The sequence below is a fragment of the Dictyobacter sp. Z7_2 genome (assembly GCF_057551105.1).
This window is the reverse complement of record NZ_BAAJPE010000001.1, coordinates 2,799,736-2,813,943: the sequence shown is the minus strand read 5'-3', so window position 1 is coordinate 2,813,943 and position 14,208 is coordinate 2,799,736. Positions and strand designations below refer to the sequence as shown.

The 14,208-nt window shown below is 51.6% G+C and carries 11 protein-coding genes; 8 read left to right on the top strand and 3 right to left on the bottom strand.

What is annotated here, in order from left to right:
• The first annotated feature begins 223 nt into the window (after positions 1-223).
• From AC27N8_RS11165 to AC27N8_RS11150, 4 genes are all read left to right on the top strand, one after another.
• A complete protein-coding gene (locus AC27N8_RS11165) occupies positions 224-1,867 on the top strand; it encodes a PTS transporter subunit EIIC (RefSeq protein WP_487066915.1) in 1,644 nt (547 codons plus the stop codon).
• A gap of 6 nt (positions 1,868-1,873) precedes the next feature.
• Positions 1,874-2,323, top strand: coding sequence for a PTS sugar transporter subunit IIA (locus tag AC27N8_RS11160; protein ID WP_487066913.1), 450 nt, complete (start codon positions 1,874-1,876; stop codon positions 2,321-2,323).
• A gap of 108 nt (positions 2,324-2,431) precedes the next feature.
• Positions 2,432-2,692, top strand: coding sequence for an HPr family phosphocarrier protein (locus AC27N8_RS11155; protein WP_487066911.1), 261 nt, complete (start codon positions 2,432-2,434; stop codon positions 2,690-2,692).
• A gap of 156 nt (positions 2,693-2,848) precedes the next feature.
• A complete protein-coding gene (locus AC27N8_RS11150; protein ID WP_487066909.1) occupies positions 2,849-3,940 on the top strand; it encodes a cytochrome P450 in 1,092 nt (363 codons plus the stop codon).
• Here AC27N8_RS11150 and AC27N8_RS11145 read toward each other — a convergent pair whose 3' ends face one another.
• Positions 3,941-4,828, bottom strand: coding sequence for an NAD(P)-dependent oxidoreductase (locus tag AC27N8_RS11145; protein WP_487066907.1), 888 nt, complete (start codon positions 4,826-4,828; stop codon positions 3,941-3,943).
• A gap of 533 nt (positions 4,829-5,361) precedes the next feature.
• On the opposite strand from AC27N8_RS11145, the gene AC27N8_RS11140 reads away from it, so the two are divergent.
• From AC27N8_RS11140 to AC27N8_RS11125, 4 genes are all read left to right on the top strand, one after another.
• The gene (locus AC27N8_RS11140; RefSeq protein WP_487066905.1) at positions 5,362-6,720 is read left to right on the top strand and encodes a GNAT family N-acetyltransferase; all 1,359 of its coding nucleotides are present in this window, start codon (positions 5,362-5,364) and stop codon (positions 6,718-6,720) included.
• Positions 6,721-6,887: 167 nt separating this feature from the next.
• Positions 6,888-9,359, top strand: a complete 2,472-nt coding sequence (gene ptsP, locus AC27N8_RS11135) for a phosphoenolpyruvate--protein phosphotransferase (RefSeq protein WP_487066903.1) — start codon at positions 6,888-6,890, stop codon at positions 9,357-9,359.
• The gene (gene pfkB, locus AC27N8_RS11130) at positions 9,356-10,300 is read left to right on the top strand and encodes a 1-phosphofructokinase (protein ID WP_487066901.1); all 945 of its coding nucleotides are present in this window, start codon (positions 9,356-9,358) and stop codon (positions 10,298-10,300) included. The genes ptsP and pfkB overlap by 4 nt, the downstream gene beginning before the upstream one ends.
• A gap of 36 nt (positions 10,301-10,336) precedes the next feature.
• Complete coding sequence (locus AC27N8_RS11125) at positions 10,337-12,133, top strand: PTS fructose-like transporter subunit IIB (protein ID WP_487066899.1); 1,797 nt, start codon at positions 10,337-10,339, stop codon at positions 12,131-12,133.
• A gap of 16 nt (positions 12,134-12,149) precedes the next feature.
• Here AC27N8_RS11125 and AC27N8_RS11120 read toward each other — a convergent pair whose 3' ends face one another.
• Positions 12,150-12,956, bottom strand: a complete 807-nt coding sequence (locus tag AC27N8_RS11120) for an HAD-IIA family hydrolase (RefSeq protein WP_487066897.1) — start codon at positions 12,954-12,956, stop codon at positions 12,150-12,152.
• Between the two features lie 382 nt (positions 12,957-13,338).
• Positions 13,339-14,154 (bottom strand): class I SAM-dependent methyltransferase, encoded by an 816-nt coding sequence (locus AC27N8_RS11115; protein ID WP_487066895.1) that lies wholly within the window; start codon positions 14,152-14,154, stop codon positions 13,339-13,341.
• Positions 14,155-14,208 lie beyond the last annotated feature (54 nt).

The following is a 14,208-nucleotide window of genomic DNA, read 5'->3' as shown; positions in this document are numbered from 1 at the left end:
AACTCCAGGCACCATTCTACCTTTTATAGAGAAATGACCCAGTAAGAGAAAGGAGTGTTCATCTTCCACCTCCAACACAAGCGCAGATTATTTTCGCATCAACCATATACTGATAGGTTTTAAATTGCATTGAAGCTAACTTACTCACGGTTGAAATTAGTTATAAATGCCCTTTTGGAAGGGTTACAGACACGTAACTCTTGAGCAAAGGAGAACTTACATAATGAGTTCAGTAAGCCCATCAACTGAAAGCACAAAAGTCAGCGACCGCATCTTAGGATCGTTACAAACTCTCGGTCGTTCGCTCATGCTCCCGATCGCCGTCCTTCCGGCAGCAGCAATCATCCTACGTTTGGGGCAGGGAGACCTGCTAGGTCAATACCACTGGGGATTTATCCGCTGGGATTGGCTCGCTGACGGCGGTAACGCGATCTTCAGTAACCTTCCTATTATTTTCGCCATCGGTGTCGCCCTTGGCTTAAGTGGCACTGAAGGAACAGCTGCTCTGGCAGCCCTCGTCGGATTCCTCGTCTTCAACGCTGTCTTCAGCAACGTCATCCCTCACGTCACCACCGCAGGCGTATCCGCGCCCGACCCGAACATCACTATGGGTGTGCTCGGAGGTATTATGATAGGTGTCGTTGCAGCCGAGTTTTATAAACGCTATCATACTATCCGGCTTCCCGATTATCTTGGTTTCTTCGGTGGTCGCAGATTTGTTCCTATTATCACAGCCTTCGCCGCCATCATACTGGGCCTGGTTTTTGGAATTATCTGGCCCCCCATCAACATCTTCATCAATAACATCGGCCTGGGAGTCGTCGGCCTCGGCGCATTTGGCGCTGGCATATACGGTTTCTTGAATCGACTATTGATTCCGCTCGGCCTGCACCATATCCTGAACTTCTACTTCTGGCAAGAACTGGGCAGCTATAAAGGCCCTGCCGGAGTCGTTCATGGAGATCTCAACCGCTACTTTGCCGGCGATCCGACGGCGGGAAATTATATGGCTGGTTACTTCCCGATTATGATGTTTGGCTTACCAGCAGCTTGTGCAGCAATGATTCGTCATGCGCGCTTCCCGAAAGTAGCCGCCGGAATTCTCCTCTCCGCTGCCTTTGCCTCCTTCCTGACGGGTATTACCGAGCCTATCGAGTTTGCCTTCATGTTTGTAGCACCAGTACTCTATGTTGTCCATGCTCTACTCACAGGTACAGCACTGGCTGTCTGCTACATTTTGCAGGTACGCATCGGCTTTGGCTTCTCGGCTGGACTGATCGACTATATCTTCAACTTTAGTAAAGCGAACAGTTCAAATTCCTGGATGGTTATCCCTATCGGTCTGGTATATGCCATCGTGTATTACTTTGTTTTCAGCTTCTTCATCACCCGCTTTGATCTGGGGACACCTGGGCGCGGCGAGAGTTCTACTGGCTTGAGCGCAGACTGGATTCTTCCTGAAAGCCAGCGTGGACCACGCCTGAAGGCTGGTGAAGTAGCTCCATACGCAGCTGGTACTCCCGTAGCAACGAACGATGATGAAGATACAACACTGGCACGTAATATACTGGTTGCCCTGGGAGGTAATCCCAATATCCAAAGCCTGGAAGGCTGTATCACACGCTTACGTACCTTCGTCAATGATCCAGAAAAGGTTGATGACGCGACCTTGAAAAATCTCGGAGCCGCAGGTGTGCTCAAGAAAGGCAAAATCGTTCAGGTTGTTCTGGGGACAAAATCTGACCGTATTGCCGAGCGTATCAACAGTCTGCGCAAAGAGACAGTGACGGAAGCGGCTCCCACGGAAACAGCTTCAGAGGAAGATGTTCCCACGGTAGCCAGCACCGAAAGCTCACTAGAAAGTTAAGCGACTATGACAAAATTGAACGTTCTCGCCCCCATCGATGGCATCGCGATCGATTTGACCACCATACCCGACGAAGTTTTCGCGCAGAAAATGGCCGGAGATGGAGTGGCAATCGATCCGTCAGGAAGTATCGCAGTGGCACCGATCAGTGGGGAGTTGGTGAAACTGTTTCCGGGAGGGCATGCCTTTGGCATTGCTGCTGGTGATGTTGAATTAATTGTGCACATTGGGCTCGACACAATCGAGCTCAATGGCACGGGATTCGAAAACATCGCCACGGAAGGACAACACGTCGAAGCGGGCACACCGATTGTGCGCTTTGATCGTGCGACCATCGAAGGCCAGGGGAAAGTCATCCTGAGCCCGGTAGTATCCAGTGGAGGGGGAACCATCGTAAGCCGGGCCAGTGGACCTATCAAGGCAGGGCAGGACGTACTCTTTGTCTTAGAAGTTTAAACATCCGATCAGCCTGGTTCCGTTGTATAATAGAGATACAATAGAATCGGGCTGATCTCTTTTTCACGCCAGATCCGCACATATCAGGAAAGAATGAAAGGAATCACGATGGCCGAACGCACAATCACAGTCGCCAGTAAATCTGGCTTGCACGCCAGACCAGCAGCTATCTTCGTCCAGAAAGCCAAGAGTTTCCAGAGTCAGATCTCGCTTGCCAAAAACGACAAAACGGTCAACGGAAAATCTATCCTCTCAGTCATCTCGCTCGGGGCCACCCAGGGAGACCAGGTTATCCTCCAGGCCGATGGAGAAGACGCGGAGAGCGCCCTCGACAATCTCACCCTTCTGCTCGAAAAAGATCTCGGATAACTTCTTGCAAAGGGAGGCCATGCGGGTAGTTGGCTTCATACGATCATCCATGTTATACTTGCGCACATGGATGAAACGACACCAAAAGCCAGCACGATCTCTTTGACGGCGCATATTTTGCAGGACCCATTGAATCCGTTCCCATGGTATCGAATCATGAGAGAACGCTATCCGATCTACTACTCAAGCGAATTTCATAGCTGGTTCGTCTCGCGTTATGGCGATGTCCAGACCGTGATTGACGATACAGCTACCTTCTCCTCCGAGAAATCCATCTGGAGCCGACCGGGAGCCGATCCCAACCGAAGCAGCAAGACCTTGCTCTGGACCGATCCTCCCCGCCATCGTCAGTTACGGACACTGATTAATCAAGCCTTTACGCCTCGTACGATAGCAAATCTAGCTCCCCGCATCACCCAGATTGTCCACAGCCATCTCGACGCCATAACTGCGCAGGGCTCGTTAGACATCATTAAGGACCTCGCGAATCCGCTACCCATCATTGTCATCGCCGAGCTACTGGGCATCCCCATACAGGATCAGAGCCAGTTCAAACATTGGTCGGATATCATTGTCAGCACAGCACGCAAAGAGAAAAAGCAAGCCGTCATCGATATGAATACCTACTTTCTTACGATCGTCACGCAGAGACGTCAGCAGCCAGAAGAGGATCTCATCAGTGCTCTCATCAGCGCCCACATAGAGGGCATATATCTCACGGATGCCGAGATCCTGAGCTTTTGCCGCCTCCTGTTGGTAGCCGGACACGAGACCTCAAGCAATCTGATTGGAAACGCCATGCTCACCCTTGATGAACATCCAGCCGCGCTCGCCGAGATACAGGAGCGGCCAGAGTTGCTCCCAGGAGCCATCGAAGAGGTTATCCGTTACCGCACGCCAATACAGCGCCTGCGGCGCGCCGCGACCATCGACGTCCAGATCGGCGACCAGTTAATTAAAGCCGGCGAGATTGTCTCCCCAATTCTGGGTTCAGCCAATCGCGACGCAGAATATTTCTCCGAGCCCGAAACATTCGACATCCATCGCACCCCCAACAAACATAGCGGCTTCGGGCACGGCATCCACTACTGCATCGGATCATCGCTGGCACGTCTGGAGACCAGGCTGGCTCTAGAAGCGCTCCTGACACGCTTTAAAACAATCAAGCGCTTACCAGACATCCCACTGCACCACGTCTCCAGCTCCTTCGTCTACGGGGTCAAAAGCCTTCCGATGACCTTCTCTTAATTATAAGCCGGCGTCGTCTGAGATACCCTGGACCATTTCTACCCAGTCGTGTTCGCCGCGTCCTTTAGCGATGCCTGAAAGGAAGCGATCATGTAGCAGGCTCGCCAGTGGTAAAGGCAATTGTACCTGCTCGGCGGTATGAAGCACGAGATTGACATCCTTTAATCCCAGCTTCATTTGAAAGCCAACGGGCGTAAAGCTTTTTTCGGCGATCTTCTTGCCATAGTTTTGATAAATCGGGCTGGCAAAGATGGTGTGGCTGAGCATGTCGATCAGTTTGACACGGTCAACTCCGTTCTGCTCGGCAAATAGAGCGGCCTCCCCCATCGATTCCATAGCAGCGGCGATCAAGAAATTGCCGCTGACCTTGACGACGTTGGCGTTAGCTGGCTCTTCGCCAAAATCGAAGATGCCCTGGCCAAAGATGTCGAGTAAAGCGCGGACACGTTCTTTTGCCTCAGCCTTGCCCGCCACAGCAATCCAGAGTTGACGACCGGCGGCCGCTTCAGGACGTCCAAAGACAGGAGCTGCAACATAGCTACAGCCCTGTTGCTCATGTAATTCGCTCAATTTACGGGCGATCTGCGGAGAGACGGTGCTCATCGACAGGTGGATACCACCCGGTCCGAGACGAGAGAGCAATCCCTCAGGACCTAGCGTGATTGCCTCTAAAGCCTCATCGTTGGCCACCATCGACACAACAATTCCACCGCGTTCCGCTACATCGCTCGGATACAATCCTGACTCTGCTCCCGCATCCACGGCCGTTTTTATCTTGTCGGCATCACGATTGTACACCTTCACAGAATAACCTGCATTTAATAAATTCAATGCCATCGGCTTTCCCATATTACCCAGCCCAATAAAACCGATCGATTCGCTCATCATAGTCTCCTTATTGATTAGTGTGCTTTAATTTTAACACGCAAAAAAAGTGCAATAAGAGACGAAAAATATCCTCACAAGCCAGAGAGTCAGGCAGCATCACGATATCGACCTTGACAAATACGCTTTTATCAAATATAGTTAAATTGAACACCACATCAATTTACGCACGATTGAACAGAAAGGGGGCTACCATATATGAAGAGCGGTAAGAACTATCAGCTATCATTTGCAGACCGGTATGCCACTATTGTCATCGTGCACCTCATCCGCACGTATATTTTGCCACCTGCGAATAATCATCCGGCCCATGGGATCTCTGTGCCCATTTTCGAGAGTGTCTTGAACACGTCACCTCACCATTGACTGCTTAAACACACAAATCTCAACCGTGGGCATCAGAATGCAACGAGCCTACGGTTTTTTGTGGTGGTCGTAGCTCCATACGCTGATGATTCTTAACCCCAACATGCTTATCACCACCAGGATGGATGGAAATCGATTCAACATGATTAGAGAAACGAGGTTACATCATTATGTTTACGTCAGAGGATAAAGCAGCCGCAAATTATCGTCAAGATCTGGGCGATGGCTTGATCATACGCTGGTCAACCGCCGAGGATGCGGATAATATTGCTCAACTGACAAGTATCGTTTTCCGCGATAAAGAGGAAGACCCTGCCAACCAATTCATGTACACAATGACAAAGTTACTGCTGAGCGGTCGCTCGCCTGTAATGGGTCCGGGAGACTATGCGATCGTAGAAGATCTGCACAAACAGGGAAACCCCATCGTCGCCGGCATCTGCTTGCAGCGTCTCACATGGGAGTATGATGGTATCCCGTTTCTCATGGGGCGGCCAGAGATCGTGGCTACTGACCCGGCCTATCGCAACCGTGGACTGATTCGCAAGCTCTTCGATATCATCCACGCACGCAGCGCCGCCGAAGGACGTCTGATAGAAGGCATCACAGGAATTCCATACTTTTATCGTCAATTTGGCTACGAATATGCACTAGAGCTCGAAGGCTTCCATACCGTTCCAGTTGCCGCTGTCCCGGCGGCTAAAGAGGGAGAAGCCGAGCCATATACATTACGCGAAGCGACTCTTGAGGATATTCCACGCATGAAGGATTTCTATGACCAGCAACGAGCCAGAACACTTGTCTCCACTCAGATACACGAGACACATTTCCGCTGGTTTATCGAAGGCTGGAAAGAAAATCCTGAGCATGATAAGCTAGATACGACACTCGTCATTGTCGATACAGAGAACACGGTCCAAGGATTTCTCGCGCTTCCCGCAAGACGCCGCGGCAGTGAGCTTATCATATGGTTAATGGCTACCAATAAACACACAAACGTGCAAGCCATGATGCCATCAGTTTTACGCGCACTCAAGGCCTATGGAGAAAAGATACCAGCCTTAAAGCCAGAGAACCAGGCCATCAAAAACTTCAGGTTCTACTTATACCCTGACCATCCTGTCTATCAAGCCCTGGAAGGTCTCGGCAAGCCAGAACAGCCATATGGTTGGTATATTCGTGTAGCAGACCTGCCAAAATTCATCCAGCACATCGCGCCAGTACTCGAACGACGACTGAGTGACTCTGCGGTTGCCAATTATACAGGTGAATTAAAGCTCGACTTCTATCGCGACGGGCTCCGTCTGGTCTTTGACAAAGGACATCTCGTTACAGCCGAAAAATGGCGCTCGACGGTTTTGAATAATAGCTCCGATGGCGGCTTCCCACCGCTCGTCTTTTATAAGGCACTCTTTGGATACCGCAGTCTGGCTGACCTACGTCAGGCTTATCCTGATGTCTGGATCAACAACCCTATCCTATTCAACGCATTGTTCCCTGCTCAGGTATCGTGGGCCATGGCACTTTAAATATCCTGTAAGTATCTTCCATCATCAAACTGATGCTGGCAAGAATAGCATCTAACAATCTGGCTTGTAATCGATTACAATTAGTATATCATTGTAATCGATTACAAGAGTTCATAAAGATCGCTGATGATCACCATCTATGGATTTGACTCTGGGAGATGCGAAACATGATTGAGATCAATGAACGACAGATCCACTTACAGGCTCACCCAGCCAACAAGCAGGAAGCCATTCGTCTCGTAGGAAAGCTCCTCGTAGATAGTGATAATATCTCCGCAGACTACGTGACCAGTATGGAGAAGCGTGAAGAAGTAGCCAATACCTATCTCGGTAACGGCATTGCTATTCCGCATGGCATGAACGAGAATCGTGATCTGATCAAACGCACCGGAGTCGCTGTGCTACAGGTACCAGCAGGAGTAACCTGGAATGATGGTGAGACCGCACATCTGATCGTCGGCATCGCTGCGAAATCTGACGAGCACATAGAGGTCCTGCGCCGACTGACGCGTGTACTCAGCAACGAGCAAGAGGTTGCTCGTCTGACCAGCACAACCGATCCCCGGGATATTATCGAAACGCTGACAGGAGAACGTCCGGCACCATCCTCTTCCTCAGCTGTGTCTGCTGATTATGAACAATTCTTTGATGGCGTGGTACTCAATAAAACGGGACTTCATGCAAGACCTGCGGCCATGTTTGTCAATATCGCCAAGCGTTTCCAGGCAGATATCCAGGTACGCAATGGAAATCACATCGGCAACGGGAAGCGCCTCCTATCATTATTGCAGCTGGGTGCCGGTCATGATGCTCACATCCGCGTCTCAGCACGAGGAGTCGATGCCAATGAAGCGCTCAAGGCATTGCGCGAGGCTCTTGAACAAAAGTTTAACGAAGAAGACGAAGTATCCAAGCCAGCCACAGCAAAAAGTGCGGAGCCAGCCTGGATACCACAGCAGGTAGCACAGACATGCGTCGGAGTAGCGGCAGCTCCTGGAATAGCTATCGGACCCATCAAGCATTTTATCCACACAGAAATCAAGGTCGAAGATCACAGTAGTGATCCCACCATTGAGGGAGAGCAACTCCAGCAGGCATTAGACGCCGCTCAGCATGACCTCACGGCGCTCTATGAACAGGTAAGCGCACGTTCGGGAGCCAGTCAGGCAGCTATCTTCCAGGCACACAGTGAATTCCTCGCTGACACCGCATTAATCCAGCAGACGGTGACACGTATCTATCAAGGACATAGCGCCGCCTGGGCATGGCAACAGAACATCGAGGAGCGTGTCAAGCAACTCAAGCAACTCAACGATCCGACTCTCGCCGCTCGTGCTGCGGATCTCAATGATGTCGGAAACCGCGTGCTACAACATCTAACCGGCAACGCAAGCACCCAGGAGGAAACGCCATTCAACGCGACGCCATCTATCCTGATCGCCGATGATCTCGCCCCCTCCGACACAGCCACGCTCGATCCGCTTACCGTGCTCGGTTTTTGTACCGCCGGAGGTGGTCCCACCTCGCACACAGCCATCATTGCCCGCTCGCTCGGCATTCCAGCCGTCGTCGGCGCGGGGAAAGATATTCTGACGCTGAAAGAGGGTACGGCCAGCATCCTGGATGGATCAAGCGGCAAACTGTACCTACAGCCCGGCGATGCAGACATTCAGCACGCACTCGAGCTCCAGCAACAGGCTCAGAAACAGCAGAACGTGGCTGCACAGCAACGCTTCGAAGCAGCCACCACGACCGATCAACAGCGTATCGAGGTGGTTGCCAACATCGGCAATGTCGAGGACGCGCGTAAAGCGGCCGAGGCGGGCGCTGAAGGCGTGGGACTCCTGCGCACAGAGTTTCTCTATCTCGCTCGCGACTCGGCTCCCACCGAAGACGAACAGTTTGAGGTCTATCGAGCAATTGTCGCAGCATTTAAGCAACAACCAGTGATTATCCGCACGCTGGATATTGGCGGAGACAAAGAAGTAAAGTACCTCAATTTGCCGCGAGAGGAGAATCCATTTCTAGGTATCCGTGGTGTCCGGCTTTGCTTTGAGCATCCCGAACTCTTCATCCCGCAGCTACGAGCTATCTATCGAGCAGCGGCCTACGGTCCAGTGAGTATTATGTTCCCCATGATTGCTACTCTGGAGGATTGGGAGAAAGCCTACTCAACCGCTGAACAGGTGCGCCAGGAGTTAGATGCTCCAAAGATCCCAATTGGGATCATGGTTGAAGTGCCAGCCGCCGCCATCCTGGCAGAACACTTCGCCAAAGAAGCCTCCTTTTTCTCGATCGGCACCAACGACCTTACCCAGTACACGCTGGCAATGGATCGTGGACATCCTCAGCTTGCCAAGCAGGCCGACAGCCTGCATCCAGCCGTCCTCACCCTGATTAAGAGAACCGTAGAGTCTGCCAAACAAGCAGGCAAATGGGTTGGTGTCTGTGGTGGTCTGGCCTCTGATCCATTAGGAGCACGCATCCTGATCGGTTTAGGAGTCACGGAGCTTAGCGTCAGCATTCCCAGCATCGCCGCGATCAAAGCACAGATTCGTAGCGCATCCCTCACAGATATGCAGAATACCGCCCGGCAAGCACTCCAGTGCCGTACAGCAGAGGAGGTGCATAATTTATGAGTAAAATCGCCACCATCACCATCAATCCAGCCATCGACCTCACCGTCGAAGTCAAGCAATTTGAAATCAACAGCGTCAACCGTGGCCAGCATATGCAGATGGATGCAGGTGGCAAAGGCATCAATGTTGCCTCATTCCTGTCCGATTATGGCTATAAGACAGCCGTCACCGGCTTCCTGGGGCAGGATAACGCAGATATCTTTGAACAGCACTTTAAACGTAAGCAGATCGATGACTGTTTTGTACGGCTGACCGGTCAGACACGTACAGACATTAAAGTCATTGATCCCATAGTTCAGCAGACGACGGATATCAACCTGCCCGGCCTCCAACCCAATCAGAAAGAGATACAACAACTATTCGTACAGTTGGAAACATTAATAGAGACCTGCGACTGGTTTGTGCTGGCAGGCAATCTCCCTCCCGGCATACCGGAAGAGATCTATGCCGATATCATCCAGCTGCTCATTAAAAGCGACAAGCAGATCGTGCTGGATACCAGTCGACAGGCGCTACGAACAGGCATAGCAGCCGGCCCCACGATCATCAAACCCAATATTGTCGAGCTCCAACAGATCACAGGCCAAACATTCAGCGATGAACAGAGTATCGTGCAAGCCGCACAGGATCTGCTTCAGAGCCATGCGCAGCTACAGCTGGTCGTCATCTCCATGGGAGAGCAAGGAGCAATATTTGTCAATACACACACAGCGCTCCTGGCGGAGCCACTCAAAGTGGTAGTAAAGAGTACCGTGGGGGCAGGAGACGCAATGGTGGCAGGATTGCTCGTCGGGATGATTGAACAGGCTGAATTGGCGGGGTGTGCCCGTCTGGCAACTGCCTTCTCGGCTGGTACCATCACTCAGATCGGACCACATCTACCGACGCGTCAGATCATCCAGGAATACAGCCAGCAGGTAGTCATCCAACCACTGATGTAAATAGAGTTTATACCTCTCGTGCAAAGGAGTACGATTATGCCAAAGATTGTGGCAATTGTCTCATGTCCAGGCGGTATTGTCCACACATTTATGGCTGCGGAGGCACTTCAACGCGCCGCCGACGCACTTGGAGAGAGCATAAAAATCGAGACGCAATTCTCGACCGAAGCTCAGAATGTGCTCACAGCTGAGGATATACAAGTCGCGGAGATCATCATTACTGCAAGCAGCGCCGATCTCGACCTCACACGCTTCGCGGGCAAGCCAATCTACACCACGAACACACAAACAGCTATCCGAGATGGGCAAAATGTCATTCAGGAAGCCACAAAACTGCTTCCAGCAACTCAGGCAGCGATTCCAGCAACGCAAGAGATCCAGAGCGCCAACATCGTAGCCATTACCTCATGCCCAACCGGCATCGCGCATACCTTCATGGCCGCAGAAGCGCTCGAACGTGCAGCAGAAGCCTTAGGACACCACATCAAAGTCGAGACGCAAGGCTCGGTCGGAGCGCAAAACACGCTCACACCCATAGAGATCAGACAAGCCAACGTCGTGATTCTGGCCGCTGACGCCAAAGTCGACAAGAGCCGCTTCACAGGCAAATCAATCTATGAGACCTCAACCAACGACGCGCTCAAAAACGGCCAGGGACTCATCAAGCAAGCCCTGGCGCAAGCGGCATCGACCTCGACAGCCACAGGAGCAACAGAAGCCGAACCAGTCGACTATCTTACCGAGATCCAGCAGACAAAAGCGAAGCGCTCAGCCACCAACATGGGTATCTACAAGCATTTGATGACGGGTGTATCGTACATGCTTCCCTTTGTCGTCGCGGGAGGTTTATTAATTGCACTCTCATTTGCCGTTGGGGGCATTAACGCGGCTGACACCAAAGGCACGCTGGGCTGGGCCTTAAATCAGATTGGAGCGGGTACAGGAGCTTTTAGTTTAATTGTCCCCATCCTGGCCGGATACATATCCTACTCGATTGCCGATCGTCCTGGTCTGGCACCAGGTATGATTGGAGGTGTTCTCTCAAGCGGTATTGGTGCGGGCTTCCTGGGAGGTCTAATTGCTGGCTTTCTGGCAGGTTATGTCACACTTTATCTGAGCAAGTGGATCAACCTGCCCAAAAATCTAGCGGGACTCAAACCCATCCTGGTGCTCCCCCTAATCAGCACAGCAATCGTGGGGCTACTGATGATCTTCGTTATCGGCACGCCAGTCAGCTACATCCTGGACGCGCTCACCAACTGGCTCAAAACCATGCAAGGAGCGAATGCCTTCATCCTCGGCCTGCTGCTCGGCGGTATGATGGCGATCGATATGGGAGGACCGATCAACAAATCGGCCTACACGTTCGCAGTCGGGCTTTTGAGCGTCCATCTCGACACCCCTATGGCTGCTGTCATGGCTGCAGGCATGACGCCTCCCCTCGGACTCGCTCTGGCGACATTTCTCTTAAGGGATCGCTTCACAAAAGATGAAAGGGATGCCGGTAAAGCCGCAGCCGTCCTTGGACTGGCCTTCATCACAGAAGGAGCCATCCCCTTCGCTGCCCGCGATCCGCTCCGCGTTATTCCTGCGACCATGATCGGATCAGCTGTCGCCGGAGCCATCTCGATGCTCTTCAACTGCCAGCTACAAGTGCCACATGGAGGCGTTTTTGTCCTGCTCATCCCAGGAGCCGTCACCAATCTACTACCTTACCTGGTTGCGATCGTTATCGGCACCTGCGTCACAACTGGAGTACTCTTTATCACCAAGCGCTCCCTTGTAAACAATAAACTAGAACTCAAGCAACAAGCAGCACTCGTCCAGGCGTAATCTCTATGAGAGAGTTTTAAACTTCAATATCTGCGATCGAATCCATAACCCAGGTCGGGCGGTAGGGATAACGCTCGACCATTTCGCGATTTGAGACGCCAGATAAGACTAAAATCGTATGCAAACCGCTCTCTATACCGGAGACGATATCTGTATCCAGGCGGTCGCCGATCATGACAGATTCCTCAGAATGCGCGTTGAGCTTGCGTAAGGCCATACGCATCATCAGAGGATTCGGTTTGCCAATGTAGTAGGGCTTGACACCCGTAACGGCGGTGATCATAGCAGCGACCGCTCCCGTAGCAGGCACCATACCACCCTCTCCAGGCCCCATAACATCGGGATTGGTAGCAATGAAGCGTGCTCCTGCGGCCACAAAGCGGCTCGCCAGCGAGATGCGTTGAAAGCTATACGTCGTCGTCTCGCCAAGCACGACATATTCTGGATCTTGATCGGTCAAAATATATCCAATATCATGGAGAGCCGTCGTCAGACCGGACTCACCAATCACAAACGCCCGGCCGCCGGGACGCTGTCCATCGAGGAACTGAGCCGTCGCGAGCGCGGATGTAAAAATTGAGTCCGGCGAGACTTGTAGTCCCATATAAGCCAGGCGAACTTGTAAATCGCGCGGAGTATACAGTGAGTTATTGGTAAAAATCAAGAAAGGGATATTTTTATCCCTCAGCTTAGCCACAAATTCTGCCGCGCCCGGTATTAGCTTCGAGCCCCACACAATCACGCCATCCATATCGGTCAAATAATTTTTTATACCTTCCAACTGAGCGCCTCCTTTCCAGAAATCCTGAGCAGAGATTTTCATCAGCAAACAGCTTCAAGTGTAGCGCACAACTACAACGCCTGTCAATTACAACAATTTTACTCTGGAGTTCCATCGGCAAAGATTCCACCGGGGCAAAGCTGGTCAATAGTAAATCAGGGAACCAGTGAGATATCATCAATTGGACAGATGAGCTTCATCAGCGATACGACAGGCTGGGCAATTGGTAGCCCATCAAATAAACTGAACACCTTAGAAAAAACGACAGATGGTGGCAAAACCTGGCAGAAGATCAGCTACACCATCTATTAGCAAAGTAGATTAGCGCACAAAAATATAGAAAAACGACGGGAGATAGCAACATCTCCCGTCGTTTTTCTGTTAGAAATACTTCTCAATATTTAAGAGAATATTTCCTTACACATTATTTATTCTTTGTAGCTGTTATCAACACTGCTGGCAAGACAAACAGAAAACTACCATCCTGCTCTTCAATATGCAGCAGTTCGCGAGCTGCCGGAGAGGCATCACGCATAAGCTGCTCGATTGTCGCCACGGACTCTGCAGGAGTCCGCATCCTCTGGGTCCAGGTGGGAAGATCCAGAGCGATATTCCATTCGCGCTCCGCCTGTACCGTCAGGCCAGCCTCAAGCAGCAAAGCATTCCAGTCAGAGAGGCTTTGTGAGCGTACATGCGAAGGATCACGCAATATCTCGATCTTATGCAGTAACGCATCTATCTTTGCATCGGCGGGAGAGATCGTATCATCTAACAGCAACTTACCACCAGGCTTCAGCACACGTGCCCACTCCTGTACAGACTGGCGAATCTGTGGAAAGTGATGCGCCGCCTGCCGACATACGACGAGATCAAAGCTCGCATCCTCACACGGTAGTTGGAGTGCATCGCCTTCCAGAAAACTGATCGTGGTAAGTTGACGCCTGAGTGCTTCCTGCTCCGCTACTTCCAACATTTCACGTGTGAGATCTAATGCAACGACTTCAGACGCATAGGGAGCCAGAACAAAGGCCGCATGCCCACCACCAGTGGCGATATCCAGTACACGCTCAGTGCCAGTGAGGGCCGCAGCCTCCACGAGCCAGGCGAGATCCTGACCATTCGCATGAACAGTGCTGGTCACATAAGAGGATGCCACCGCGCCGAAGCGGCTCTTGATCAACTGGAGCTTCGCTTGCGTAGCGACATCTTGAGAAGTGTCCTGATGCTTACTATCAGACATAATAATCCCTTTCATCGAAACAGATGAGCGTAGAATCAACTATCCCGCCCTACC